General features: G+C 61.4%; 27 protein-coding genes. 7 read left to right on the top strand and 20 right to left on the bottom strand.

What is annotated here, in order from left to right; all coding sequences use genetic code 11:
• Positions 1-153: 153 nt before the first annotated feature.
• The 11 genes from C5748_RS11555 to rph form a co-directional block, all read right to left on the bottom strand.
• Positions 154-690 (bottom strand): DUF934 domain-containing protein, encoded by a 537-nt coding sequence (locus tag C5748_RS11555; RefSeq protein WP_105742088.1) that lies wholly within the window; start codon positions 688-690, stop codon positions 154-156.
• On the bottom strand, positions 687-1,457 hold the full coding sequence (locus C5748_RS11560; RefSeq protein WP_199194773.1) for a phosphoadenylyl-sulfate reductase: 771 nt from the start codon (positions 1,455-1,457) through the stop codon (positions 687-689). Before C5748_RS11560 ends, C5748_RS11555 begins: the two co-directional genes overlap by 4 nt.
• A complete protein-coding gene (locus C5748_RS11565; RefSeq protein WP_105742089.1) occupies positions 1,432-3,102 on the bottom strand; it encodes a nitrite/sulfite reductase in 1,671 nt (556 codons plus the stop codon). Before C5748_RS11565 ends, C5748_RS11560 begins: the two co-directional genes overlap by 26 nt.
• Before the next feature lie 41 nt (positions 3,103-3,143).
• The gene (locus tag C5748_RS11570; protein WP_105742090.1) at positions 3,144-3,458 is read right to left on the bottom strand and encodes a DUF2849 domain-containing protein; all 315 of its coding nucleotides are present in this window, start codon (positions 3,456-3,458) and stop codon (positions 3,144-3,146) included.
• 28 nt (positions 3,459-3,486) lie between these two features.
• Positions 3,487-4,911, bottom strand: a complete 1,425-nt coding sequence (gene cysG, locus C5748_RS11575; protein ID WP_245429018.1) for a siroheme synthase CysG — start codon at positions 4,909-4,911, stop codon at positions 3,487-3,489.
• Between the two features lie 254 nt (positions 4,912-5,165).
• Positions 5,166-5,537 (bottom strand): YraN family protein, encoded by a 372-nt coding sequence (locus tag C5748_RS11580; RefSeq protein ID WP_105742092.1) that lies wholly within the window; start codon positions 5,535-5,537, stop codon positions 5,166-5,168.
• Positions 5,534-6,469, bottom strand: coding sequence for a 16S rRNA (cytidine(1402)-2'-O)-methyltransferase (gene rsmI / locus C5748_RS11585; protein ID WP_105742093.1), 936 nt, complete (start codon positions 6,467-6,469; stop codon positions 5,534-5,536). The genes C5748_RS11580 and rsmI overlap by 4 nt, the downstream gene beginning before the upstream one ends.
• 248 nt (positions 6,470-6,717) lie before the next feature.
• The gene (gene hemW, locus C5748_RS11595) at positions 6,718-7,920 is read right to left on the bottom strand and encodes a radical SAM family heme chaperone HemW (protein ID WP_105742094.1); all 1,203 of its coding nucleotides are present in this window, start codon (positions 7,918-7,920) and stop codon (positions 6,718-6,720) included.
• 1 nt (position 7,921) lies between these two features.
• Positions 7,922-8,569, bottom strand: a complete 648-nt coding sequence (gene rdgB / locus C5748_RS11600) for an RdgB/HAM1 family non-canonical purine NTP pyrophosphatase (protein ID WP_105742212.1) — start codon at positions 8,567-8,569, stop codon at positions 7,922-7,924.
• A 14-nt stretch (positions 8,570-8,583) separates the two neighbouring features.
• Entirely contained in the window at positions 8,584-8,988 is a 405-nt protein-coding gene (locus tag C5748_RS11605) for a VOC family protein (RefSeq protein WP_105742213.1), read from the bottom strand.
• A 30-nt stretch (positions 8,989-9,018) separates the two neighbouring features.
• A complete protein-coding gene (rph, locus tag C5748_RS11610) occupies positions 9,019-9,735 on the bottom strand; it encodes a ribonuclease PH (protein WP_105742095.1) in 717 nt (238 codons plus the stop codon).
• A gap of 344 nt (positions 9,736-10,079) precedes the next feature.
• On the opposite strand from rph, the gene hrcA reads away from it, so the two are divergent.
• Positions 10,080-11,150, top strand: a complete 1,071-nt coding sequence (gene hrcA / locus C5748_RS11615) for a heat-inducible transcriptional repressor HrcA (RefSeq protein WP_105742096.1) — start codon at positions 10,080-10,082, stop codon at positions 11,148-11,150.
• A 190-nt stretch (positions 11,151-11,340) separates the two neighbouring features.
• The gene (gene grpE / locus C5748_RS11620; protein WP_105742097.1) at positions 11,341-12,042 is read left to right on the top strand and encodes a nucleotide exchange factor GrpE; all 702 of its coding nucleotides are present in this window, start codon (positions 11,341-11,343) and stop codon (positions 12,040-12,042) included.
• Positions 12,043-12,172: 130 nt separating this feature from the next.
• On the opposite strand, the gene C5748_RS11625 is transcribed toward grpE, so the two are convergent.
• Positions 12,173-13,195: an adenosine kinase gene (locus tag C5748_RS11625; protein WP_105742098.1), complete on the bottom strand. Its 1,023-nt coding sequence runs from the start codon at positions 13,193-13,195 to the stop codon at positions 12,173-12,175.
• 218 nt (positions 13,196-13,413) lie between these two features.
• On the opposite strand from C5748_RS11625, the gene C5748_RS11630 reads away from it, so the two are divergent.
• A complete protein-coding gene (locus C5748_RS11630) occupies positions 13,414-14,133 on the top strand; it encodes a sulfate transporter family protein (protein WP_105742099.1) in 720 nt (239 codons plus the stop codon).
• Between the two features lie 11 nt (positions 14,134-14,144).
• On the opposite strand, the gene nth is transcribed toward C5748_RS11630, so the two are convergent.
• Positions 14,145-14,882 (bottom strand): endonuclease III, encoded by a 738-nt coding sequence (nth, locus tag C5748_RS11635; protein WP_105742100.1) that lies wholly within the window; start codon positions 14,880-14,882, stop codon positions 14,145-14,147.
• A 77-nt stretch (positions 14,883-14,959) separates the two neighbouring features.
• Between nth and C5748_RS11640 the strand changes: the two genes are divergently transcribed.
• Together C5748_RS11640 and C5748_RS11645 are read left to right on the top strand one after the other, a co-directional pair.
• Positions 14,960-15,460, top strand: coding sequence for a DUF2244 domain-containing protein (locus tag C5748_RS11640; protein ID WP_105742101.1), 501 nt, complete (start codon positions 14,960-14,962; stop codon positions 15,458-15,460).
• A 103-nt stretch (positions 15,461-15,563) separates the two neighbouring features.
• Entirely contained in the window at positions 15,564-16,448 is an 885-nt protein-coding gene (locus C5748_RS11645; protein ID WP_105742214.1) for a ribokinase, read from the top strand.
• A gap of 2 nt (positions 16,449-16,450) precedes the next feature.
• On the opposite strand, the gene C5748_RS11650 is transcribed toward C5748_RS11645, so the two are convergent.
• Positions 16,451-17,386 (bottom strand): nucleoside hydrolase, encoded by a 936-nt coding sequence (locus C5748_RS11650; protein ID WP_105742102.1) that lies wholly within the window; start codon positions 17,384-17,386, stop codon positions 16,451-16,453.
• A 176-nt stretch (positions 17,387-17,562) separates the two neighbouring features.
• On the opposite strand from C5748_RS11650, the gene C5748_RS11655 reads away from it, so the two are divergent.
• Both C5748_RS11655 and C5748_RS11660 read left to right on the top strand, forming a co-directional pair.
• Positions 17,563-17,991, top strand: coding sequence for an Hsp20 family protein (locus C5748_RS11655; RefSeq protein WP_105742103.1), 429 nt, complete (start codon positions 17,563-17,565; stop codon positions 17,989-17,991).
• 76 nt (positions 17,992-18,067) lie between these two features.
• Positions 18,068-18,319, top strand: coding sequence for a BQ00720 family protein (locus C5748_RS11660; RefSeq protein ID WP_105742104.1), 252 nt, complete (start codon positions 18,068-18,070; stop codon positions 18,317-18,319).
• Positions 18,320-18,538: 219 nt separating this feature from the next.
• Here the strand turns inward: C5748_RS11660 and ptsN are convergent, their stop codons facing one another.
• The 6 genes from ptsN to lptC form a co-directional block, all read right to left on the bottom strand.
• The gene (gene ptsN / locus C5748_RS11665) at positions 18,539-19,003 is read right to left on the bottom strand and encodes a PTS IIA-like nitrogen regulatory protein PtsN (protein ID WP_105742105.1); all 465 of its coding nucleotides are present in this window, start codon (positions 19,001-19,003) and stop codon (positions 18,539-18,541) included.
• Between the two features lie 91 nt (positions 19,004-19,094).
• Positions 19,095-19,688, bottom strand: a complete 594-nt coding sequence (gene hpf / locus C5748_RS11670; protein WP_105742106.1) for a ribosome hibernation-promoting factor, HPF/YfiA family — start codon at positions 19,686-19,688, stop codon at positions 19,095-19,097.
• Between the two features lie 290 nt (positions 19,689-19,978).
• Positions 19,979-21,595, bottom strand: coding sequence for an RNA polymerase factor sigma-54 (rpoN, locus tag C5748_RS11675; RefSeq protein WP_105742107.1), 1,617 nt, complete (start codon positions 21,593-21,595; stop codon positions 19,979-19,981).
• A gap of 192 nt (positions 21,596-21,787) precedes the next feature.
• Positions 21,788-22,570 carry an LPS export ABC transporter ATP-binding protein gene (gene lptB, locus C5748_RS11680; RefSeq protein WP_105742215.1) on the bottom strand — a complete coding sequence of 261 codons (783 nt, stop codon included), beginning with the start codon at positions 22,568-22,570 and terminating at the stop codon, positions 21,788-21,790.
• A 73-nt stretch (positions 22,571-22,643) separates the two neighbouring features.
• Entirely contained in the window at positions 22,644-23,327 is a 684-nt protein-coding gene (locus tag C5748_RS11685) for an LptA/OstA family protein (protein ID WP_105742108.1), read from the bottom strand.
• An 85-nt stretch (positions 23,328-23,412) separates the two neighbouring features.
• Positions 23,413-24,150, bottom strand: a complete 738-nt coding sequence (gene lptC, locus C5748_RS11690) for an LPS export ABC transporter periplasmic protein LptC (RefSeq protein ID WP_105742109.1) — start codon at positions 24,148-24,150, stop codon at positions 23,413-23,415.
• Positions 24,151-24,238: the final 88 nt, after the last annotated feature.

The raw sequence follows: 24,238 nt of genomic DNA on the forward strand, positions 1-24,238 counted from the left end.
GGGGAGATTAGCCTTCAAAAATGTTTGGCACCAATCGCAAACCTCGTAGAATGGATGCCGTGGGCTATGTCAGCCAATCTCCCCCCTTGTGGGGGAGATGTCCGGCAGGACAGAGGGGGGTTGCCTAGCGATTCCATTAAAACAAGAACCGCTCTAACCAGCCGGCGTCCGGCGCCAGCTATAGCCGCCGGCTGTCTGCGCCGATCCGCGCCCCGGCTGGTAATAGCCCGGCGTGTCGTGCAGATCGCTCGCGTTCAGACGTTCGAGCGCTATCGGGTTGCTCACCTGCAGGGTGTCGAAACCGGCGCGCAGCATGAACACCACCTGGTCGATCAGCACATCGCCGACGGCGCGCAACTCGCCAGAGAAGCCGTGGCGCCCTTTCAGGAGTTCGGCCTTCGAATAGGAGCGGCCATCGTTGAAAGCGGGAAACTGCAACGCGATCAGCGGGATGGTGTCGAGCTTGTCCAGCAGCGGCTCGATATCCTCGCCCGGAGCGACCATGACGCCGATCCTGCGATTGCTGGTCCGCCTGATATCGTCATCAAGCCCAAGCCATGCGGCCAGCGGCAGGATGACGGCCGGCGCATCGCCCGCCGCATCGAGGCTTTCGGCCTCTATATAGGGATCGTTGCGGAAACCTTCACGCCCCCAGAGCTGCTTTTCGTTCTGCTCGGTCGTTTCACTCATAAATTCGATTCCGTCAGCGAAATGTTGGATAGGGTGTCGGTCAGGCCCGTCAGGTGAATGCCGCATTCCGTCTTGTCCGAACCGGCCCAGCGTCCGGCGCGCTGGTCTTCCCCATCCTCGACCGGCTTGGTGCAGGGCATGCAGCCGATCGAGCGGTAGCCCTTTTCGATAAGCGGATGCGCGGGAAGACCGTGCGCGACCATATAGGCCTGCAGGTCCGATGACTGCCAGCGGGCCAGCGGATTGATGCGGATGCGCGAACCGACAGCCTCGAACACCGGCAGTGCCTGGCGCGTCGACGCCTGGAACTGCTTGCGCCCCGTCATCCAGGCGCGATAGGGCGCCACGGCGCGCGCCATCGGCTCGACCTTGCGGATGAAGCAGCAACGGTCTTTGTCAGTCATCGACAAGGCGCCGAAGGGATCCTCGCGCTTCAACGAATTCTGCTGGGGATAGACATTCTGCACGTCGGTGAGGCCCAATTCCTCGATCAGGCGGTCGCGATGCGCCAAAGTGGCGCTGAAATGCTTTCCGGTTTCGAGGAAAATGACCGGCGTCGAATGGTCGACCTGGGAGATGAGATGCAGAAGCACGGCGGATTCCGCGCCAAACGAAGAAACTGCGGCTATCTCTTCGTTGAAGAGATGATCGATCGCGAGTTCGATGATGAGCCTCGAATCAAGCCCGCCATAGCGCGCTTCCAGCGCGCGCGCCTCGTCGGCCACGGCGTTTTCGTCGATATCAGGCAGCACGGCTGACTGGGCCATAGAGCGCCTCCTTGAATGGCGCCGCACCGACGCGCCTGTAGGCGGCAAGGAAATTTTCCTGCCTGCCGGTGCGCAGACCGAGATAGGTGTCGACGATCTTTTCGATGGCATCGACCACCTCTTCCGAGGAGAAGCCACGGCCGGTGATCTCGCCCACCGTGGTGATCTCGTCGGCCGAGCCGCCGAGCGTGATCTGATAAAGTTCCTCGCCCTTCTTCTCGACGCCGAGAATGCCGATATGGCCGACATGGTGATGGCCGCAGGCATTGATGCAGCCGGAGATCTTGATCTTCAAATCGCCGATCTCCGACTGGCGGGCGGGAGCGCCGAAGCGTTCGGAAATGCGCTGCGCCACCGGAATGGAGCGGGCATTGGCAAGCGCGCAATAATCAAGCCCCGGGCAGGCGATGATATCGGTGATCAATCCGGCATTGGCGGTGGCGAGGCCATCGGTCAGGAGCAGATCATAGACGGTACGCAGATCGGCGAGCGCGACATGCGGCAGCACCAGATTCTGCTCGTGGCTGACGCGGATTTCGTCCTGGCTGAACTTCTCGGCGATATCGGCGACCAGTTCCATCTGCTCGGCGCTGGCGTCACCGGGGATGCCGCCGATGGGCTTCAGCGAAATGGTGACGACGCCATAATCCGGGTGTCTGTGCGGCGTGACGTTCTGATCGACCCAGGCGGCGAAACCGGCATCGGCCCGCTTGGCCACGGCAAGCGTGCCCCAGCCTTCCGGCCGCTCGGGCAACACCGGCGGGCGGAAATAGGTGTCGATGGCGTTTATATCGCCCTGCGGCAGCTTGAGGTCGCTCTCCTTGAGCGCCCGCCATTCGGCCTCGATCTGACGGGTCAGCTCCTCCGTGCCGGTCTCATGGACGAGGATCTTGATGCGCGCCTTGTACTTGTTGTCGCGGCGGCCATGCAGATTGTAAACGCGGACGATGGCCGTGGTGTAGGAAAGCAGATCCTCGGCGGGCAGGAAGTCGCGGATATTCTTGGCCACCATCGGCGTGCGACCCTGGCCGCCGCCGATATAGACGCCGAAGCCCAATTCACCCGCCGCGTTCTTCTTTAAATGCAGGCCGATATCGTGCGTCTGGATCGCGGCGCGGTCATGCTCGGCGCCGGTGACGGCGATCTTGAACTTGCGCGGCAGGAACGAGAATTCCGGATGCAGCGACGACCATTGCCGCAGGATTTCGGCGAAAGGACGCGGATCGGCGACCTCATCGGCGGCGGCCCCGGCGAAATGATCCGCGGTGACATTGCGGATGCAATTGCCCGACGTCTGCATGGCGTGCATTTCGACTTCCGCCAGCTCATCAAGGATCTTCGGAATGTCGCCAAGCGCCGGCCAGTTGTACTGGATGTTCTGCCGCGTGGTGAAATGGCCGTAGCCGCGATCATAGACGCGGGCGATAGACCCAAGCTTGCGCATCTGCTTAGCTGACAGCGTGCCATAGGGGACGGCGACGCGCAGCATATAGGCGTGCAGCTGGAGATAGACGCCGTTCATCAGCCGCAGCGGCTTGAACTGGTCTTCCGTCAATTCGCCCGACAGACGGCGCTGGACCTGGTCCTTGAACTGCTCGACGCGGGCTGCGACAAAGGCGTGGTCGAACTCATCATAACGATACATGGCTTGCGTTTTTCCCGATACGTTTGGCTTGTACGTTGTGCTCAGGCGGCGGAAACGGCGGAATTCTCCGGCTTCTTGCGCGGTTCGAAATCGATGGTGGGCCCGCTGAGGCGGATGCGCTCGCGCAGGCGCAGCGGATAGAGTTCGCCGCCGCGTTCCTCGACATCGATCAAATTGACATCGACCACCAGATTGGCGCCGAGCGCCGCCTTGCCGGCGCTTTCAAGTGCTGCGACCGCTTCCGCGTCGCGCGCGAGAAGCGCACCCTCGATGGTCTCGCGCCACTCACCGTCAGCCCCAAGCCAGACGGCTTCGCCATCGGTCAGGCGGTTGGCGGTCAGAACCTTGATCGTCATCCATTTCGTCCTTTAATCAGGCTGCCACTCAGGCAGCAATCTCATGCCGGCGGAGCGCCAGCGATTCTGCTTTATGGATGGCTGCGCCGGCGACGGCATCGCCGATCACGACCATGACCGGGCCCAAGAGATCGCTGCGCTTCTCCAGCGCAGGCAAATCCTTCAACAGCCCGTGGAACATGCGGCGATCCGGGCGGCCGGCATTCTCGACGACGGCAACGGCCGTGTCTTCATGGAGGCCCGCGCTCATCAGCCTGGCTGCGACCGAGGCGGCGACGGAGCTCCCCATATAGACGGCGATGGTGGCGCCCGAAAGGGCGAGCCTGGCCCAATCCGGCAAAATTTCACCGGACATGTCGTGGCCGGTCGTAAAGACCAGCGAAGAGGCGACGCCGCGCAGCGTCAGCGGCAATTCCATGTCGGCGGCGGCGGCGAAAGCCGAGGTGATGCCCGGCACGATCTCGAAGCCGATGCCGGCCTCGCGCAATGCGGCCATTTCTTCCCCTGCCCGGCCATAAACCAGGGGATCACCCGATTTGAGCCGCGCCACGCGCTTGCCCTGACGGGCGAGCTCCACCAGCAGCGCATTGATGTCGTCCTGGCTCTTGGAATGGCAGCCTTTGCGCTTGCCGACGGACAGGCGCTCGGCGTCGCGGCGGCCCATGGCGATGATGGCGTCTGGAACCAGCGCGTCATGAACGATGACATCGGCCTCCATCAGCACGCGCTGCGCGCGAAGCGTCAGCAGATCTTCCGCGCCGGGGCCGGCGCCGACCAGCCAGATATAACCCTGCGGCGCGCCCTGCTCTTTCAAAAGCTTTTTTGCGGCGGCATGGGCGGCAGCCTCATCGCCACGGTCGATCCGGCGCGCTACATCGCCTGAGAAGAACGAGCGCCAGTAGAGCCGCCGCACCGCGCCCTTAGGCAGGAATTTCTCGACGGCGGGGCGATAGGCGTCGGCAAGCCTCGCCAGATCGCCGAGACGCGGCGAAAGTGCTGCATCGATGCTGGCGCGAATCATCTGCGTCAACACCGGGCCGGTGCCTTCCGAGCCGATGGCGATGGCGAGCGGGGCGCGGTTGACGATCGCCGGCGTGTAGAAATCGCAGAGATCCGGGCGGTCGACGACATTAACGGGAATTCGCTGACGGCGCGCCTCGGCGGCGATTGCCGTATCGGCGGCTTCGTCTCCGGTGGCTACGAAGACGAGCCGGGCGCCTGAGAGATGGGCGGACGTGAAGTCCTCGGCCAAATGCTCCACACCCTGCTCGGCGATGAACCTCGCCAGCACCGGCTCCGGGTTCGGCGAGACGATGCGGATCAGCGCGCTGGTCTGGCCAAGGAGCCGCGCCTTGTTGAGCGCTTCCTCACCATCCCCGACGATCACCACCACTTCATTCCGGATACGGAAGAAGGCGGGAAAGACCGACAGTGGGGCTGAACCAAATGCCACGGGACGATATCCTTTGAGATAGAGGCCCGGATTATCAGACATTTATCAAGGATTTATAAGGAACAGACTTGCGCCGGAACATGCTCCGGAGCATCGTTTTTGCCCAAACGGCGGAAAGCCAAGAATTTTCGTTCGCCGAACGATGTATCGAAAGCAGAGGCTCCGCCATGCGTGCATGCGCAGCGGATATGCCTCGGCCCGACGGATCGATTACCCCACAATTCTTATAGGATTTAAAGCCCTATGCAAGAGATTTATCGGGATGCGGTGAAGGCCGCGGGCACATGCAGCGGCCAGCGCCACGGCAGAACCGCGACCAGATCGAAACGCAGCGACAGCCGCGCCCGGTCGGGCTGGCGCGCCAGCCAGAGATCGGCCGCCGCCTCGATCCGACGCATGGAGGCGTAATTGACGGCATCCATCGCGCTCTCAAGCGTCGCGCGGGCCTTGACCTCGACAATGAGGACGAGATCGCCGCGTCTGGCGATCAGGTCGATTTCGCCAAGCCGTGTCCTGTAGCGGCGCGCGAGGATGCGGAAGCCTTTCAGCATCAAAGCGAGCGAAGCCAGCCGTTCGGCGGAATGGCCGCGAAAGAACGCCTTGCGCTTGCGTGCGGCCGCCGTCATGTGCGCCCAGTCTTGAGCGCGATGAGGCGCTGATAAAGCTCGCCCTTCTGCCCGCCGGTCATCCTCGCGGCCTCGCCCGCCGCTTTCGCCGGCGGCATTTCGGCGGAAAGCGACAGAAGAAGCTGATCGATCTCCTCGGGACTTGCCGGCGCCTTCGCCTCGTCTGGCGGGCCGACCAGCAAAACCACCTCGCCGCGCAGCCGATCCTCGCCGTCGAACTGGCTGGCCAATTGCCCAAGCGGCGCGGTCACCACCGTCTCGTAGGCCTTGGTCAGTTCGCGGCAAAGCGCGCCCTTGCGGGTCTCGCCGAAAACCGCCGCCATATCGGCCAGCGTGGCGGCGGTGCGGTTGGGCGATTCGAAGAAGACCAGCGTCGCGTCGATGCGTTGCAGGGCTTCGAGCCTGGTGCGGCGCTGCCCCTGCTTGGACGGCAGAAAACCGGCGAAATGAAAACTGTCGGTCGGCAGGCCCGACGCCGTGAGTGCGGCGAGCACGGCGGATGCGCCGGGGATCGGCACAACGCGGATGCCGGCCGCCTTCGCCTCGCCCACCAGCCTGTAGCCGGGATCGGAAACGAGCGGCGTTCCCGCATCGGAGACGAGCGCGACGCTCTTGCCCTCGCACAGCGCCGCGATCAGCTTCGGCCCGGCCTCCGCCGCATTGTGCTCGTGATAGGCGACGGGCCGCCTGGCGATACCGAAGCGGTCGAGCAGCACGCGGGTGACACGCGTATCCTCGCAGGCGAGGATATCCGCGCCCGCCAGCGTTTCGAGGCCGCGGACGGTCATGTCGCCAAGATTGCCGATCGGCGTGGCGACGATATAGAGCGCCGGCTCCAGCGGCCTCGCCCGGAAGGCGGCGGTGCCGATGACATATTCGCGCGATGGGGTGTCGGGGGTGGTCAAAGAGATTTCCTGACTAGAATATTTCATTTTTCAATAGACGTTGGCGGGGCATCTCACCCCCCTCTGCCCTGCCGGGCATCTCCCCCTCAAGGGGGGAGATTACGCCTTCATCGACTGCGGTATCAATCGCGAATGTTGCAGGATCAGGTCGAGGGTTGTGTCAGCCAATCTCCCCCCCCCCTTGAGGGGGAGATGCCTGGCAAGGCAGAGGGGGGTTGCCTCGCGATTCCATCAAAACAGGCCGCTCTAAGCCACGAGCCATTCACTGCAAAGCGTCAAGCCGCCAGATCCGCCACCACCGCATCCAACAGCAGCGCGCCGTCCGGCGTGGCGCGGATGCGCGTGCCGCCCATCGGCTCGATCAGGTGCTGGCCGATGAGGCCGCCGAGCCTGCCCTGGTCGATATCGTGCCCGGTCAAACGGCGATAGCGGGAGAGATCGACGCCCTCGACAAGCCGCAGCCCCATCATCAGGAATTCATCGCCTTCCTGAGCACTCGTCAGATATTCTTCCTCGACAACACCATGGCCCTGACGCTCCGCCTTCTCCAGCCAGGTTTCGGGATGGCGCTCGGTCATGGTGACGGTGCGTATGCCGTTTTCGACGAAGCGGCCATGCGCGCCCGGCCCGATGCCGACATATTGGCCATAGCGCCAATAGACGAGGTTGTGCCTGGATTCCGCACCCGACGCGGCATGATTGGAGATCTCGTAGGCCGGAAGGCCATGCGCCGCCGTCACGTCTTGCGTTTCGAGATAAAGTGCTGCGGCGTGATCGCCATCGGGGGTGACGAGCTTTCCCGCCTTCCAGAGATTGTAGAAAGGCGTGCCTTCCTCGATGGTCAGTTGATAGAGCGACAGATGATCGGCGGCGAGCGCGATCGCCTGCTGCAGTTCCGCGCGCCATTCGGCGATCGACTGGTCGGGCCTGGCATAGATGAGATCGAAGGACAGGCGGGGGAAGATGTCCCGCGCCAGGCCGATTGCCGTCAGCGCTTCCTCGACATTGTGCAGCCGGCCCAGCCTTTTCAGATCCCGGTCGTTCAAGGCCTGCACGCCGAGCGAGACGCGGTTGACGCCCGCCGCGCGATAGCCGCGGAAACGCTCGGCCTCGACGCTCGACGGATTGGCCTCGAGCGTCACTTCCGCGCCGTCCGCGATACTCCAGTTGGCGGCGATCTCGTTCAGCAGACGCTCAACCGTAGCGGGCTGCATCAGCGACGGCGTGCCGCCGCCGAGGAAGATGCTGGTGACGGTGCGCGGGCCGGTGCGCGCCCGCATGCTGCGCATCTCCTGCGCGAAGGCGGCGGCAAAGCGCGACTGATCGACCGGCTGATGGCGGACATGGCTGTTGAAATCGCAATAGGGGCACTTGGCCGCGCAGAACGGCCAGTGGACATAGACGCCGAAGGCCTTCTCGCCTTCCGCTGCCCCATGAACGATATCATGGCCCCAGTCCGGCCGCATCATCCGACCCATATCACTCGATGCCCAGCGCATCGCGGGCGAAGAGCCTGAAGGCCCTGGCGCGGTGCGAAAGCGCTTGCGCCATGCCCGGCTTCCAGCCGTGCTTCTCCTCAGCCTGCATTTCGCCGAATGTCCTTTCATGGCCGTCGGGCAGGAAGATCGGATCGTAGCCGAACCCTTTGTCGCCGCGCGGCGGCCAGACGATCTGGCCTGCCACCTCACCGCGATAGAAATCCGTATGCCCGTCCGGCCAGGCGATGCAGATGACCGAGACGAAGCGCGCTTTGCGCTTGTCCGGCGTCAACGCGCCCTTGTCCTGCAACGCATCCTCGACCTTGCGCATGCCGAACAGGAAATCGCGCGTGCCGTCGGGGCGTTCCGCCCAATTGGCGGTGTAGACACCGGGCGCGCCGCCAAGCATATCGATAGCAAGGCCGGAATCGTCCGAAAGCGCCGGCAGGCCGGTCGCCTTCGCCGCGGCCAGCGCCTTGATGGCGGCGTTTTCCTCGAAGGTCGTACCCGTCTCATCCGGCTCGGGCAGCCCAAGCTCGCCGGCCGATTGCGTTTCGAAGCCGAACGGACCGATCAGATCGTCGATCTCGCGCAGCTTGCCCTTGTTATGGGTTGCGACAACCAACCGGCCTTTTTCGAGCTTTCTCATTGCATATTCCATCATCACGCCCATAGTTGCGGTTCGGCGAATTCCAGCGAATTGCCCGAGGGATCGCGGAAATAGAGCGAGTGCGCGCCGTTCGGCCAGTCGAATTCACTTTCGATCTCCACGCCATGCGCTTGAAGATGCGCCTTCCATTCGACGATCTCGGCGCGGCTGGCGCTGAAGCAGAGATGCCCCGGCCCCTTGGCGCCATGCGCGGGGACCGGCAGCTTGCCCGGAGCGGCGGGCTTGATGGTTTCATCAGCGTCGAACAGAATCACCACGCTGGAACCGCAGCGGAAGAAGGCGGCGCGATGGTCGGCATGGCCGGCGAGTTCCAGGCCGAGCACGTCGCGATAGAAGGCAATTGCGCGCGGCAGGTCCGTGACATAGAGAACGGATTCCAGAACGGCGACGGGCTGCATCTTCATGGCCGGTCCTTCTTCAAGAATGTCTCAGGCGACGGCGATCTTTTGAAGCGAAACCAGCCGGTTGATGCCGCCGCGCGCGAGCGCCATCAGCGAGGCGAATTCCTCCTCAGAGAATGGCACGCCTTCAGCGGTTCCCTGGATCTCGACGATGCCGCCCTTGCCGGTCATGACGAAATTGGCGTCGGTTCCGGCGGTCGAATCCTCGGCATAGTCGAGGTCGATGACGGGCACGCCCTCGCAGATGCCGCAGGAGATGGCGGCGACGTGATCCTTCAGCACCTTGTCGAGCTTGACCATCTGGCGGGTCTCCATCCAGCGCAGGCACTCGTGAAGCGCCACCCAGCCGCCGGTGATCGCGGCGGTGCGGGTGCCGCCATCGGCCTGGATGACATCGCAATCCACCGTGATCTGCTGTTCTCCCAGGGCCTGGAGATCGACGATGGCGCGTAAGCTACGCCCGATCAGGCGCTGGATTTCCAGCGTGCGGCCGCCCTGCTTGCCGGTGGATGCCTCGCGGCGCATGCGATCGCCGGTCGAGCGCGGCAGCATGCCATATTCCGCCGTCACCCAGCCCTTGCCGGAATTGCGCATCCAGCCCGGCACCTTTTCCTCAAGGCTCGCCGTGCAGAGCACCTGCGTGTCGCCGAACTTGACCAGGCAGGAGCCTTCGGCATGTTTGGAAACGCCGCGCTCGAATGAGACGGCGCGCATTTCGTCGGCAGCGCGCTTGGATGGACGCATTGATAAACCTCGATTCCGTTTCTTGGAACGGCTTTTAGGCTGCAAAAATAAAAATAGAAAGGGAGTACCCCGCCTGTCCTGATTTAATCCCCGAAAAGACCAGCATATATAATCCCGTGCAATCATGTTAGAGTCTGGCATGGTTTAATTGCACTGCTGGCAGGACAAGGCGTTTTGTCTGCCGTCACTCTCGGGCTTGTCCCGAGAATCTGCCATAAGAAGAAAGTTAAGGTGATTACTGTTCTGACAGACCATATGTCGTAGATTCTCGGGACAAGCCCGAGAATGACGGCTAGCGGAGAGCTGTTTCAAGGTAGTTCTGACAGAGTCTATAAAGCACAGACATGATGAAAGCACCAGTTCCCGAAGCGCTTGCTACCCTCGATCAGCGCTCGCGCGATATCTTCCGTCGCATCGTCGAGAGTTACCTGAGCGATGGCGAGCCGGTCGGATCGCGCAATCTCTCGCGCATCCTGCCGCTGGCGCTCTCGCCGGCGACGATCCGTAATGTGATGAGCGATCTGGAGCAACTCGGCCTGGTCTATGCGCCGCATATTTCGGCGGGGCGTCTGCCGACGCAGATGGGCCTGCGCTTCTTCGTCGACGCCTTTCTGGAAATCGGCGATCTTCCGCCCGAGGAGCGCAAGTCGATCGAAGCCCAGGTGCGCGCCGCCGGCAGCGGCCATTCGGTGGAAAACGTGCTGACGGAAGCCAGCCAGATTCTCTCCGGCCTGTCGCGCGGCGCCGGGCTGGTGCTGACCACCAAGGCCGAAGGCGCCTTGAAACATATCGAATTCGTGCGGCTCGAACCGACGCGTGCGCTGGCCGTCCTGGTCACCCAGAGCGGCGACGTGGAAAACCGCATCCTCGAACTTCCGCCGGGAGTGACGGCCTCGCAGCTCATCGAGGCATCGAATTTTCTCAATGCGCATATTCAGGGCCGTACGCTTTCCGAAGCGCGCGGCGAACTGGCCCTCTTGAGGGAGGAAACCAAGCAGGCGCTCGACACGCTGTCGCAGCATCTGGTCGAGCAGGGGCTCGCCATATGGAGCGGCGGCGGCAATGATCAGCCGACGCGGCTTATCGTGCGCGGACGCGCCAATCTCCTGGAAAACATCCACGCACAGGACGATATCGAGCGGCTCAGGCATCTTTTCGACGATCTGGAAACCAAGGAAGGCATGATCCAGCTTCTCGAACTTGCCGAAGCGGGTTCCGGCGTGCGCATCTTCATCGGCTCGGAAAACAAGCTTTTCTCGCTTTCCGGCTCGTCTCTCGTCGTCGCTCCCTACCGCGATGCGGAACAGCGCGTGGTCGGCGCACTCGGCGTCATCGGTCCGACGCGTCTCAACTATGCGCGTATCGTGCCGATGGTCGATTATACCGCACAACTCGTTTCCCGGCTTTTGCGGTAGTACAGCGTCCTTTGTGCATCCTGCAGGGTGCACAAAGGACGCTGTAATTTATTAAGGCTGCGCATCGTACTTTCCGAAAACTGGTCCGGTTTTCGAGCGATGCGCTGGGCTTTTCCTTCACATGCACTTGATTTTCCGGGTGTAAACCTCGATATCCGGCGCAACCGACGATTCAAGACGGAAGACGAGAATGGCTGACGAAAAAAATACAGGCGAGACACCCGATCTTGACCAGCGCGACATCAACAATCCGAGGGATCGGGATGCTTTGAAGCGCGCCGCCGACGATTTCCTCAAGGCGCGCAAGGCCGACGCAAGGGCGGAAATGGCGGAAGATGAGGCTGAATCAGCCGATCCGATCGCGGAGCTTCTGGCCGAGAACAGCGAACTGAAGGACCAGCTCATGCGGCTTGCCGCGGAGATGGAGAACCTGCGCAAGCGCACCGCGCGCGACGTGCAGGACGCCAAGGTCTATTCGGTCGCCAATTTCGCCCGTGACATGCTGGCGGTCTCGGACAATCTGCGCCGTGCGCTGGACGCCATCCCGGCGGATGCGCTCGAAAAGGGCGATGCCGGCCTCAACGCGCTTGCCGAAGGCGTCGAGATGACCGAACGCGCCATGCTTTCGACGCTGGAGCGGCACGGCGTGAAGAAGATCGAGCCCGAGGGCCAAAAATTCGATCCGCATTTCCATCAGGCGATGTTCGAAATCCCCAATACCGAGGTGCCGAACAATACGGTGCTGCAGGTGGTGCAGGCCGGCTTCGTTATCGGCGACCGCGTGCTGCGCCCGGCCCTCGTCGGCGTCTCGCGCGGCGGACCGAAGCCGCAGACGGTCGAAGCGACAGCCGAGCCCGGCCCGGTCGATCCGCAGGCCGAAGGCGACGCCTGATCTTTTCTGGTGTCAACTGACACGGTAACTCAAACGGCAGAACCTAATCTGCCTATCGGGAACGGCAGCAGCATTTGAACCTCTTCCCTTCTCCCCTTGTGGGAGAAGGGAAGAAGGGTCGCCTGGTAGCTCAAAGGCCATAACCCTCCACCCCTGCTGTCTGCAGGAGCCCGCTCTGTTCGGCGATGTCGCGCAGGCTTGCCTGCGGACGCGGGCCCATCTGCTGGATGATGACGCCTGCGGCCAGCGAACCGAGGCGGGCGCAATCTGCAAGCGAGAAATCGTGGGTATAGCCATAGAGGAAGCCGGCGGCATAGAGATCGCCCGCGCCTGTCGTATCCACCAATTCGCGAAGCTCGATCGCCGGAACGGCAACGGTTTCCTCACGCGTCACGACGATCGATCCCTTTTCCGAACGCGTCACCGCGGCGAGCTTGCAATCCTGGCGGATCGCGTCCAGCCCCATGTCGAAGGATTCCGTCTGGTAGAGCGATTTCAGCTCCGCCTCATTGGCGAAAACGATATCGACCGTGCCCGAACGCATCAGATCGAGAAACTCCTCGCGGTAGCGGTCCACGCAGAAAGGATCTGAAAGCGTCATCGCCACCTGGCGTCCATGCTCATGCGCGATCTTGGCGCTCAGCCTGATGGCCTCCTTGGCGCGCGGCGGATCCCAGAGATAGCCCTCGAAATAGACGACCTTGGCATCGGCCACCTTGGAGCTTTCGACATCTTCGGGACCAAGCTCGACGCAGGCGCCGAGATAGGTGTTCATCGAGCGCTCGCCGTCCGGCGACACGAAGATCATCGAGCGAGCGGTCGGCACGCCGTCTTCCAGCGGACGGGTGTCGAAAGCCACGCCCTGGGCGCGGATATCATGCGTGAAGATGCGGCCGAGATGATCCGCCGCGACCTTGCCGAAAAAGGCGGCGTGTCCGCCGAGGCTGGCGAGGCCTGCCGCTGTGTTGCCGGCGCTGCCTCCCGACATCTCGACCGCCGGTCCCATGCGTTCATAAAGCAGTTCGGCGCGTTGCGTGTCGATCAGGTTCATCGCTCCCTTGACGATGGCGTTCTTCACAAGAAAGGCGTCATCGGTGCGCGCGAGGATATCGACAATCGCATTGCCGATGCACAGAACATCAAATTTGGACATGGGAGATTCAGCAATCCTGCATAGTTGACGACAATCGCAATAGCCCCGGAGCAACGGCCCAGAAGCACAGTGTGGCAGCCGGTGTACCGTTTTGCGGCGTTCTTGGCTAGCCTCGCCGTTCAGGTGCAGGGTCATCGCCCGCTGATCCGCCCTTGACCTTTTTTACCGGATACGGCCTTCCTATGTCTGGAAGCGGTATATTTGAGGAAGGAACCGCAATGATCTTCGATGCCGCCAGTGCCGCCTTGCAACGCCTGTTCACGCCGGAGTTCCGTTCGGTCCTGTGGAAATCGCTGGGAGCGACGGTTCTCGTCCTGGTCGCCCTATGGGTGGCGCTGCGCCAGCTCTTTGTCTATATGGCTTGGCCGTATCTCGACCAACTCCTGCCGGGATTGCCGCAATGGGCGGGATGGCTTGGAACGATCGCGGCGATTTTCGCCAGTCTCGGCCTCGCGCTGGCGCTGGCGCTTCTGATCGCGCCTGTTACCGCCATCATCGCGAGCCTTTTCCTCGACGATGCCGCGGAAGTCATCGAGCGGGAGGATTATCCCGCCGATCCGCCGGGGAAAGCCCTGCCGATCATCCGCTCGATCATCCTCTCGCTGAAGTTCCTCGGGGTTGTCATCCTCGGCAACATCTTCGCCCTCTTCCTGCTGTTCGTGCCGGGCGTCAACATCATCGCCTTCTTCGTCGTCAACGGTTATCTGCTCGGCAGGGAATATTTCGAGTTCGCCGCCATGCGCTTCCTTAGCGAAGACGAAGCGAAGGCGCTGCGCTCCAAATATGGAGGCACGGTGTTTCTGGCAGGGCTGGTGATCGCCGTATTTCTCGCCATTCCCATCGTCAATCTGCTGACGCCGCTTTTCGCCGCCGCGATGATGGTGCATCTGCACAAAGCGATCAGCAGGAAACAGCCGGTTCCGGCCGCCGCCATGTGATCGCGTATTTGTCAGGCAGCGAGCGGGACCAGGGGTGCGGGAATATCCGTGGTCTTTACCGCTGCCTTGCAGAGATCGGCGATGACGCATTTCTCGCATTCCGGCTTGCGCGCCTTGCAGACATAGCGCCCATGCAGGATCAGCCAGTGATGCGCATGCAGCAGATATTCCGGCGGCACGACCCGCAACAGCATTTTTTCGACGTGATCGGGCGTCTTGCCCGGCGCAAGGCCGATCCGGTTGCCGATGCGCAGGATATGGGTGTCGACCGCCATGGTCGGCTGACCAAAGGCCATGTTGAGGACGACATTGGCGGTCTTGCGGCCGACGCCCGGCAATTTCACCAGCGCCTCGCGGTCACCGGGCACAGCACCGCCATGGTCGCGGATCAGCGCTTGCGATAACGCGATGACATTCTTCGCCTTGTTGCGCCACAGGCCGATGGTCCTGATATATTCACCGACCCTTTCCTCGCCCAGCGCCAGCATCTTTTGCGGCGTATCGGCGACGGCGAACAGCGCGCGCGTCGCCTTGTTGACGCCGGCATCCGTCGCCTGTGCGGAAAGCACCACGGCGACCAGAAGCGTGAAAGCATTCACATGTTCCAGTTCGCCTTTCGGCTCCGGGCGCTGCACGGAAAAGCGTCTGAAAATTTCGTGGATTTCCTGTTTCGTATAGAGGGTTCCAGCGACACGGGCCGGACGTTTGCGCGCGGCAGATGCCGACAATTTGACCTTGGCGTTTTCCATTCGACCTCTATACTCATCCTATCTGCCGCATGACAATTGTAACCTCGACCATAGCAAGGCGAGGAGCCTGTGACGAGATGATGCATCCACACGGAGCACAGCCGGAGGCAAACGAAGCCCCCATCTTTCGCGCCCTTCTGGTGCCGCACCGTTCGCTCGGGCGCACCGGATTCCTGGTGCTGATGACAGCGCTTCTGGCGGGATGGATCTTCAGCGGCATCCTGTTTCTTGCCATCGGCGCATGGCCGGTCTTCGGCTTTCTCGGCCTCGACGTTTTCCTCGTCTATCTCGCCTTCCGCCTGAACTACCGGGCGGGCCGGGCCAGGGAAGAAATATCCGTCTCGCGCACCGCGCTCGACATCAGGCAGATCGCGCCGTCGGGCCACATGCGCGATCATCGCTTCAATCCCTTCTGGACGCGCTTCCGCGTCTCGCGGCATGACGAAATCGGCATCACGGCGATGAATGTCGAGGGTGAAGGACGGCTGGTGTCGATCGGCTCCTTCCTCAATCCCGACGATCGCGAGAGCTTCGCCACCGCCTTCGGCCGCGCGCTTGCAACGGCCAAAGGGCGCTAATCGGCTCTGGCCATCCGCCGCCGATACCCTGTATATGCGTCTTTCCATCTTTCCGGCCATCTTTCCGGCCCATCACGCAGCCCATCATACAACAGGGTTTTCCATGATTACCGTTATCGGCTCCATCAATCTCGATCTGATCGCCAAGACCGCGCAACTTCCGAAGCCGGGCGAAACCGTATCGGGTTCCGATTTCCAATCGGCGCCGGGCGGCAAGGGCGCCAACCAGGCACTGGCAGCGGCACGGGCGGACGCCAAGGTCCGCATGGTGGGCGCCATCGGCAATGACGCCTTCGGCGGGCAAGCAGTGGCGCTTCTCGATGCGGGCGGCATCGATCTCGCTCCGGTGCGCAAGGCCGATGTGGCAACGGGGATAGCGCTCATCACCGTCGAGGCATCGGGCGAGAATGTCATCGTCGTCGTGCCAGGCGCGAACGGAACGGTTTCGCAAAGCGATGTGGACGTGGCCAGCCTTTCGGGCGGCCATCTGCTGCTCCAGCATGAAATTCCGCTTGCCACCGTCAAGGCCGCGCTCGACGCGGCACGCGCCAGCGGTACGACGTCCATCCTCAATATCGCGCCCTGGCGCGACGAGGCGGCCGAATTGCTGTCGCTTGCCGATATCGTCATCGCCAATGAGACGGAGTTCGATCTGGCGGCGGACAGGCTGAAGCTCAGAGGTTCAGACCGCGATGAGCGCATGGCGGATTTCGCCGCAAGGACGGACCGCACCGTGATCGTGACGCTCGGCGCGGAAGGTCTGCGTGTCGCCACGCCGCAAGAACAATTCGCCGTTGCCGCCCATCCGGTCAAGCCGGTCGATACGACAGGCGCGGGCGATACGTTCTGCGGCTATCTGGCGGCCGGCCTCGATATGGGGCTTGAATTGAAGGACGCATGCCGCCGCGCGGCGACGGCGGCTTCCTTCGCCTGCCTCAAGCCCGGCGCGCAGCCCGCCATTCCGTTTTCGGCGGAATTGCCCGTTTAGACTCAGAGTGTCCCAATCCGCTCCGCCAGAAGCGCGAAAAAGCCGTCATGGTCGACGTCGCGCATGACGAGCGCATTCTTCGGCCTGCCGGTGACGCCCCACCAGTCGATGACGGTCATCCCCAGGGTGAGTTCCGATTGCGTCTCGATCTCGACATTGCAATAGCGGCCTGAATAGAGCTCCGGCTCCAGGAGATAGGCGATGACGTTCGGGTCGTGCAGCGGCCCGCCGTCGCTGCCGTATTTCTCCTCGTCGAAGCGCTCGAAGAATTCGAGCAGCGCCACGCAGGCATCGCCCGCTTTGGTGCCCATGGCGCGGAAGCGGTCTATGCGGTCCGCCTTGGTCAGTGCCCTATGGGTCACATCGAGCGGCATGACGACGATGGGGATACCGGAGGAAAAAACGACCTTTGCCGCCTCGGGATCGACATAGATGTTGAACTCGGCGGCAGGGGTGATGTTGCCGCCTTCGAAAAAGCCGCCGCCCATCAGCACGATCTCACGAATTCTCGGTGCGATCTCCGGGGCGTGGATCAAGGCCAGCGCGATATTGGTGAGCGGGCCGATCGGGCAAAGCGTGATGCTGCCCGCCTCCTCGCGCAATATCGTCTCGACGATGAAATCGACCGCATGCTGGGGCTGCAACGGCATTTCCGGTTCCGGCAGGTCCGGACCGTCGAGCCCGGTGCGGCCATGGACATGCTCCGCCGTGACCAGCTTGCGCATCAGGGGCCGTGCGGCGCCGGCATAGACCCTGGCCTCCGGCCTGTCCGCCAATTCGCAGATCTTGCGGGCGTTCTTCTCGGTCAGTGCGAGCGGCACGTTTCCCGCGACGGCCGTGACCCCGATGACGTCCAGTTCAGGACTGGCCAGCGCCAGAAGAATCGCCAGCGCATCGTCCTGCCCCGGATCGGTATCGATGATGATCTTGCGCGCCATTGCCGCCTTTTCCTTTCCATATCCGATCCCGAAGCACCACGCCCGTGGGAAAAGCGGATGGACTTCGAATGCGATTCGGCTCTTGAAGTCACGGATTTCACGGACCATATCTGTTGGCAAGGAAGAAATGCCGAAACGGGTTCTTCCGATTACGGTCGCTTTGACGAGGGCTGCAAATGACACGCATGACACCGTTTTCGAGCCCGCTTCTGCTTGGGTTCGATACAATGGAAAAGACGCTGGAACGTATTGCCAAATCCGGAGACGGATATCCGCCATACAATATCGAACGACTGCGCACCAAATCCGGCCCCGAACGGCTGAGAATCACGTTGGCGGTCGCGGGGTTCTCCAATGACGATCTCGAGGTGACGACCGAAGACAACCAACTCGTCATTCGCGGTCGGCAGACCGACGAAGACGAAGAGGAACGCGAATATTTGCATCGCGGCATTGCCGCGCGCCAGTTCCAGCGCGTTTTCGTGCTTGCCGATGGAATGCGCGTCGCCGCCGCGGAATTGCAGAACGGACTGCTTTCGATCGATTTGGACCGTCCGGAACCGGAACGGCTTATCAAACGTATTGATATAAATGTGAAGGATTGAGCCCCGCCCCGGCGGATCGCCGCAACAGCTCTAGAAGACAAGGTCACTTCCGACTTGTCTCGAAATGGAGGCTTAAATGACCAACGAAAAACAAATCTTCACCGAAACCGAATTCGCGCATCTGGGCGCGGGCGAAGTCGCCTATATGCGCAAGATGCGGACAGACGATCTGGCACGCAGCTTCCCGGCCTTGCCGCCAATGGCTCCGGGGCTGGAACTCTGGGCGCTGTTCGGCGCCGATGGCGAGCCGATCGTGCTTTCCGATGCGCGCGCCAATATCCTCGCCGGAGCACAGGAACACGAACTGCGCACGGTAATGCTGCAGTAATCTTTCCGCCGCTCTGGCTGTAAGCAAAAGGGCTGCCCTCCGAGGCAGCCCTTTTTCATTTGGTGAACGGGTTCTGTACCGTTGAGGCAACGGATTAGAGCGATTCCTGTTTTGATGGAATCGCGGGGCGTCCTGCCAGCGCTTCTATTTAAAAATGAACCGCGCTAATCTGGACAGACGGCGAGGTTGCGCTCCGTCACGCACCCGTCCAGCCTGATCTCAGGCGGCATTGGAGGCCGGTCGGGTGGTCAGGAAGGCGTAAAGCGCCTGAGCGTCGTGCGTGCCGCGAAGCTTGGTCACCATATCAGGATCGCGCAACAGGCGGGCGATGCGCGACAGCGCCTTGAGATGATCCGCCCCTGCATTTTCAGGCGCCAGCAGCAGGAAGACGATATCCACCGGCTGGTCGTCCAGCGCCTCGAAATCCACCGGGTTTTCAAGCCTGGCGAAAATGCCGGTGATGCGCTTGATGCTGTTGAGCTTGCCGTGCGGGATGGCGATGCCATTTCCCACGCCGGTCGAACCCAGCCGCTCGCGCTGCAGGATGGTATCGAACACTTCACGTTCGGTCAGACCTGTCAGTTCTGCGGCCTTCTCGGCCATCACCTGCAACAATTGCTTCTTGGAGCTTGCTTTCAGCGCAGGGATGATAGCCGCGGGCTGAATCAGATCGCTGAGATCCATTCTCTCCATTCCTTCTTTATGCGGGATCTTGCGATCCCGACTATATAGACGTCCACGTACCCCAAACGACGTGGACGTCTCAAGGTTGCTCTCAGGAGCGGGACACTTTCTGCCCGGTCACCGTTGAGGGATCGATCCAACCTATGTTGCCATCGGATCGACGGTACACGATATTGACTTGGCTGTTGCCCGCATTGCGGAACACGAGAACCGGACTATCCTTGAGGTCGAGCTCCACGACCGCGGAGGCGACACTCATGGTACGCAACGAAACCGACGTTTCGGCGACGATCGTCGGGGCATAATCGTCCGGGATATCTTCGTCATCCTCGGGAGCCGGAGACATCACACGGTAGATAATATCGTCATAGACGGCATTGCTATTGGCGACTTGGTGCGATTTCAGCCTGCGCTTGTAGCGCCGCAGGCGCGTCTCGATCTTGTCCGCAGCCGCGTCGAAAGCCAACTGCGGGTCCTGTGCCTCACCGGTGGTCTGCAATGTAGCACCGGTATCGAGATGCAGCATGCAGTCTGCCGAAAAGCGGGAGGAGGATTTCTCGACCGTGATCTGGCCCGAATATCCGCCGTCGAAATATTTGCCGATCGCGTCCCTGATCCGGTCTTCGATCCGGATGCGGAATGCATCGCCGATATCCATGTGCTTTCCAGATACACGCAGACTCATGTGGTTATACCTCGTTTGCGTTTCACCTTACGACCAATCTAATCACAAGGCGTGGTGTGAGCAAAGCGATCCGGCACTATTGTGCACGGACCATATGATCAACTTTCCCGTTCAGATTAACCACTGCTGCCGCGCATCCCTCACTTTGGCCTCGTTTCCGGCCATGCAGCTTCGGACAGCCCGCGCATCATCGCGCGAGCGGGCTTCTATTGAGTGACGTTGCGAAAGTCAATTCCAACTTAAGAAGCTCTTAACGAACCCCTTCCCTCGTTGCGCCGTCCATTGCGTTTCTACCGCGCGGACGCGGCGATCGCCTTTTTCTCCCGCCGCCGCTGAATCGAAGATGGAATGCTCATCGATTCCCTGTATTTGGCGACGGTACGTCGTGCGATATCCACGCCATCGCGATTGAGGATATCGACAATGGCGTCGTCGGACAATATCGAATCGGGACTTTCCCGATCTATCAACTGGCGTATCTGATGGCGCACCGCCTCGGAGGAATGGGCATCCCCCCCTTCGGCCGAAGCAATCGCGGCGTTGAAGAAATAGCGCAATTCGAAAACGCCGCGCGACGTCAGCATGTATTTGTTGGCGGTGACGCGGCTCACCGTCGATTCGTGCATGCCGATGGCGTCGGCGACCATCCGCAGATTGAGCGGCTTGAGCTGCGAAATGCCGTTCATCAGGAACCCGTCCTGCTGGCGCACGATTTCCCGCGCCACTTTCAGGATGGTGCGTGCGCGCTGATCGAGGCTGCGCGTCAGCCAATTGGCATTCTGCAGGCACTCGGAGAGAAAATCCTTGTCCTGCGGCCCGGCGCCGCGCGCAACCATGATGTAATATTCCTGATTGACGAGAACCCGCGGCAAAGCGGCGGCGTTCAACTCGATCTCCCAGCCGCCGCCATGCGCGGGCATGACATTGACATCGGGCACAATGGCGTTGGCCACGCCGACGGCGAAGAGCGTACCCGGCTTCGGATCGAGCAGACGGATTTCCGTCAGCATGTCGAGAAGATCGGACTGATCGACGCCGCAGAGCCTTTTGAGTGTCTGGAAATCCCGCTTCGCCAGCAATTGGAGATTGGCGACAAGCGCCTGCATTGCCGGGTCGAAACGGTCCTTCTGCCTGAGCTGGATAGCCAGACATTCGGCGAGATCACGGGCGAAAAGCCCGGCAGGCTCGAATGTCTGCAGCACGGCCAGCACCTCTTCGAGATGCAACGGTTCAGTGACAAGGCGCTCCGCTATCTCGTGCAGATCGGCCCTGAGATAGCCCATATCGTCGAGATGGTCGGCGAGTTCGGCGGCGATAAGCCTTTTGGCGGGGTCCCTGAAGGCGAAGAGTATCTGCTCGTCGACGCGGTCGCGCAGCGAGACGCGGGATGCCGTCACCTGCTCGATATCGAACCCTTCGCCGCCACCGCAGATATAACCGTCTCCGCCGGAGGATTTCCACTGCGAGGCGAGATCGGGCGCGATCTGCTCGTAGCGGCCGGGATCGTCGGGAAAGATATTCTCCATCGAGGTATCGAACGTCTCCGAAATGGCGCCCGAATCCGGCGTCCCGCGATCATCGAGCCAATCGAGACCTTCTTCGCGTTCGCTGGCAGCATGTCCGCCATCGAAGGCGAAACCATCGGCATCGCCCGTCGGATCAGCTGACGAATCATCCCGCGAATCGGAATGTCGGCTTTCGCCATCGGGCGTATCGCGGCTCTCGGATGCAACATCGTCATTGGCGGGATCGACGCGTTCCAAAAGTGGATTTTTCTCGATTTCCAGATCGATGAAATGCTCCAGCTCGATATGATTCATCTGCAGCAACCTGATGGACTGCATCAGTTGCGGCGTCATGACGAGCGACTGCGACTGCCGCAAATCGAGCTTTGGCGAAAGTGCCATGGCCTACGCTTTACTCCCCCTGCACCACTTTTGCGGGCTTTTCTTTACAAAACTGGTACAAACCTTGCTTGTCAATTCCGAATGCGCAATTTTCGCCGTTCTGGCGCGATGAATCGCCCAGAATCGCACTTTTCTGATTCTTTTTTTGCAGAATGCGGAACGGAAAAGGAATTTCCCCTCTTCCGCGGCAGATCAAAGTATGAACTGATCGCCGAGATAGAGCCGCCGGACATCGGGGTTTGCGACGATTTCCGCGGGACGGCCATGGGTAAGAACCTGGCCGGCATGGATGATATAGGCCCGGTCGATGAGACCCAGCGTCTCGCGCACATTGTGATCGGTGATGAGCACGCCGATGCCGCGGCTCGTCAGATGCCGCACCAATTGCTGGATGTCCGATACGGCGATCGGATCGACGCCTGCGAAGGGTTCGTCGAGGAGCATGAAGTTCGGACGCGAGGCAAGCGCGCGGGCGATTTCGAGCCTGCGGCGCTCGCCACCGGAAAGCGAAAGCGCGGGCGCCTTGCGAAGATGCGCGATATGGAATTCCTCAAGCAGGGCGTCCAGTTCGCTCGCCCGCTTCTTCTTGTCCTTCTCGACGACTTCCAGCACGGCCTTGATGTTGTCTTCCACCGACAGGCCGCGGAAGATCGATGCTTCCTGCGGCAGGTAGCCGATGCCGAGACGCGAACGTCGGTACATCGGCATGGTCGTGACGTCGAAGCCGTCGATCTCGATGCTGCCGCTGTCGACCGGGACAAGGCCGGTCACCATGTAGAAACAGGTCGTCTTGCCCGCGCCGTTTGGGCCAAGAATGCCAACGGCCTCTCCGGCACGAACGCCGAAGGAAACGCCGTTGACGACCTGCCTGCCGCGATAGCTCTTGGTCAGACCACGCGCGACGAGCGTGCCCTTGAGGCGCTTGAGATCACCCGATCCCGGACGGGACGGGCTGGGAGAATTGGCGGATTCCACAGCCGAGGCCGGCTGGACGCCACTCTTGCCCTGTGTCTTGGTACGCGAAAAAAATGACACTGTCTGGTCCGGCTCAGTTGCGTTTCGCGCTGCCGGCACGATTGCCCTGCTGCTGGGCGCTTTTCGGCGCGAGAATGATGGAAACCCGGCCCGGCTGCCCCTTGCAGCTTTCCAGGAACGCTCTGCCCGTACCGGTATTCGCGGTCAGCTTGCAACCGGTGGCGACATTCTCGCCATCGGAAAGCACGACCTTCTTGCCGAGAAGCGTCATGGTCTGGGTCTTTGCATCGTAAGTACCCGAATCGCCGGTGGCGACCTGCGTACCGGATTTGAGGTATACCTTGCCGCTCACCTCAAGACGATCGACGCCGGCCGCACCAAGGCCGGGCGCCGCCTGCGGCTGCGCGGCCGCGTCACCCGACTTGGCGTCGTTTTCGGGTGATTTGGCATAATAGACCGTCATCTTGCCTGATTTGAGCGCCGTCTGTCCCTGCACGACCGAGACATTGCCGGTAAAGATGGCGATGCCTTCCTTGTCGCGCATCTCCAACCGGTCGGCATTTATCTGGACGGGCTCCTTGCCGTTGGAGAAGTTGAGGCCGCCAAACGGAACGGCCTGCTGTTGCTGTTGAGCGAGCGCCGGGGCCGGAGCAGCCGCCACGGCAGCAAAAAGCGCCATTGCCGCCATCGCGCTTCCGAATCTACGCCCGAGATGTTTCGACCGGAGGTCATCTTGTGGTGTCGATCTGCGCTGCATTCTCACATCCCCTATAAAACGGCAGCGCCCGATGTCCGCCCTCTACCTGACCTGCCCGGACGGGCACATGACAGGGCCCATGCCCTCAGCCATCATTACCCGGAACCGAAATATCGTCCTTTTGCTCTTTTGCCGGTGCGATGACAAGCTTTACCTTGTCCTCGAACACCATCACCTGGCCGTTATCCTGGAGCTGCATCTTGTCCGCGAGAATGTGCGCATTGCCGCTCTGGATATCGACGGGCTGATCCGTGGTGATCTGCCCGGTTGAAATATTGACGTCCGCCGACTTCAGTTTCGCTGTCAATCCGTTGCTCGTAGTAACAGTAAAATCCTTATCGAGTTGCAAACGTTCATTAGCATTATCGTAAATGCCTGACTTCGCAGTTATCTTGGCGCGGTCGTTGTCGCCCAGGGGAAGTTCGGCATCGATGTTCTCAAGGGTGATGACCCCGCTATTGGTCACGTCCTGCGTGGCGCGCGCGGCCGTCATCGTATAGGGAAGGTTTTCCTTGGTGAACCCGTCAAGCTTGGGATCGGTCATCACCAGCTTGCCGTCCTCCATGCCTGTCGTGCCGACCTGGACCTTGATCGGGGCTGCGGGGGTCGAAAGGAAGGTGAACCACGAGAAGACGCCGGCGATGGCGACAGCCGCAATGGGCAGCGCCGTCTTCAGCACGCGAACGCGGCCGGAATGGCGCTGTGCCGCGTGAAAAATCGCAGCGCTCTTTTCGGATACGCCGAAATCCACCGTATGGGCGCCTGCCGCGCCATGCCCGGAAACCTCGGCTCCCTGGCGCAAGTCGTTTTTTTTCGCATTCATACGACTAATTCTTTCGTACTGGATCAACCGGACCATTTTCATGGGCCCATTCACATCCCAATATGGTTATTTTGGGATAGAATAACAA

Source organism: Phyllobacterium phragmitis, from assembly GCF_002980495.1.
In the GTDB taxonomy this organism is placed as follows: Bacteria; Pseudomonadota; Alphaproteobacteria; order Rhizobiales; family Rhizobiaceae; genus Paramesorhizobium; species Paramesorhizobium phragmitis.

What these genes read in the sequence shown, in the direction of transcription:
- C5748_RS11555 (WP_105742088.1), bottom strand. Translation starts at nt 690, where the DNA reads ATGAGTGAAACGACCGAGCAGAACGAAAAGCAGCTCTGGGGGCGTGAA.
- C5748_RS11560 (WP_199194773.1), bottom strand. Translation starts at nt 1,457, where the DNA reads ATGGCCCAGTCAGCCGTGCTGCCTGATATCGACGAAAACGCCGTGGCC.
- C5748_RS11565 (WP_105742089.1), bottom strand. Translation starts at nt 3,102, where the DNA reads ATGTATCGTTATGATGAGTTCGACCACGCCTTTGTCGCAGCCCGCGTC.
- C5748_RS11570 (WP_105742090.1), bottom strand. Translation starts at nt 3,458, where the DNA reads ATGACGATCAAGGTTCTGACCGCCAACCGCCTGACCGATGGCGAAGCC.
- C5748_RS11580 (WP_105742092.1), bottom strand. Translation starts at nt 5,537, where the DNA reads ATGACGGCGGCCGCACGCAAGCGCAAGGCGTTCTTTCGCGGCCATTCC.
- rsmI (WP_105742093.1), bottom strand. Translation starts at nt 6,469, where the DNA reads ATGAAATATTCTAGTCAGGAAATCTCTTTGACCACCCCCGACACCCCA.
- hemW (WP_105742094.1), bottom strand. Translation starts at nt 7,920, where the DNA reads ATGGGTCGGATGATGCGGCCGGACTGGGGCCATGATATCGTTCATGGG.
- rdgB (WP_105742212.1), bottom strand. Translation starts at nt 8,569, where the DNA reads ATGAGAAAGCTCGAAAAAGGCCGGTTGGTTGTCGCAACCCATAACAAG.
- C5748_RS11605 (WP_105742213.1), bottom strand. Translation starts at nt 8,988, where the DNA reads ATGCAGCCCGTCGCCGTTCTGGAATCCGTTCTCTATGTCACGGACCTG.
- rph (WP_105742095.1), bottom strand. Translation starts at nt 9,735, where the DNA reads ATGCGTCCATCCAAGCGCGCTGCCGACGAAATGCGCGCCGTCTCATTC.
- hrcA (WP_105742096.1), top strand. Translation starts at nt 10,080, where the DNA reads ATGATGAAAGCACCAGTTCCCGAAGCGCTTGCTACCCTCGATCAGCGC.
- grpE (WP_105742097.1), top strand. Translation starts at nt 11,341, where the DNA reads ATGGCTGACGAAAAAAATACAGGCGAGACACCCGATCTTGACCAGCGC.
- C5748_RS11625 (WP_105742098.1), bottom strand. Translation starts at nt 13,195, where the DNA reads ATGTCCAAATTTGATGTTCTGTGCATCGGCAATGCGATTGTCGATATC.
- C5748_RS11630 (WP_105742099.1), top strand. Translation starts at nt 13,414, where the DNA reads ATGATCTTCGATGCCGCCAGTGCCGCCTTGCAACGCCTGTTCACGCCG.
- nth (WP_105742100.1), bottom strand. Translation starts at nt 14,882, where the DNA reads ATGGAAAACGCCAAGGTCAAATTGTCGGCATCTGCCGCGCGCAAACGT.
- C5748_RS11640 (WP_105742101.1), top strand. Translation starts at nt 14,960, where the DNA reads ATGATGCATCCACACGGAGCACAGCCGGAGGCAAACGAAGCCCCCATC.
- C5748_RS11645 (WP_105742214.1), top strand. Translation starts at nt 15,564, where the DNA reads ATGATTACCGTTATCGGCTCCATCAATCTCGATCTGATCGCCAAGACC.
- C5748_RS11650 (WP_105742102.1), bottom strand. Translation starts at nt 17,386, where the DNA reads ATGGCGCGCAAGATCATCATCGATACCGATCCGGGGCAGGACGATGCG.
- C5748_RS11655 (WP_105742103.1), top strand. Translation starts at nt 17,563, where the DNA reads ATGACACGCATGACACCGTTTTCGAGCCCGCTTCTGCTTGGGTTCGAT.
- C5748_RS11660 (WP_105742104.1), top strand. Translation starts at nt 18,068, where the DNA reads ATGACCAACGAAAAACAAATCTTCACCGAAACCGAATTCGCGCATCTG.
- ptsN (WP_105742105.1), bottom strand. Translation starts at nt 19,003, where the DNA reads ATGGATCTCAGCGATCTGATTCAGCCCGCGGCTATCATCCCTGCGCTG.
- hpf (WP_105742106.1), bottom strand. Translation starts at nt 19,688, where the DNA reads ATGAGTCTGCGTGTATCTGGAAAGCACATGGATATCGGCGATGCATTC.
- rpoN (WP_105742107.1), bottom strand. Translation starts at nt 21,595, where the DNA reads ATGGCACTTTCGCCAAAGCTCGATTTGCGGCAGTCGCAGTCGCTCGTC.
- C5748_RS11685 (WP_105742108.1), bottom strand. Translation starts at nt 23,327, where the DNA reads ATGCAGCGCAGATCGACACCACAAGATGACCTCCGGTCGAAACATCTC.
- lptC (WP_105742109.1), bottom strand. Translation starts at nt 24,150, where the DNA reads ATGAATGCGAAAAAAAACGACTTGCGCCAGGGAGCCGAGGTTTCCGGG.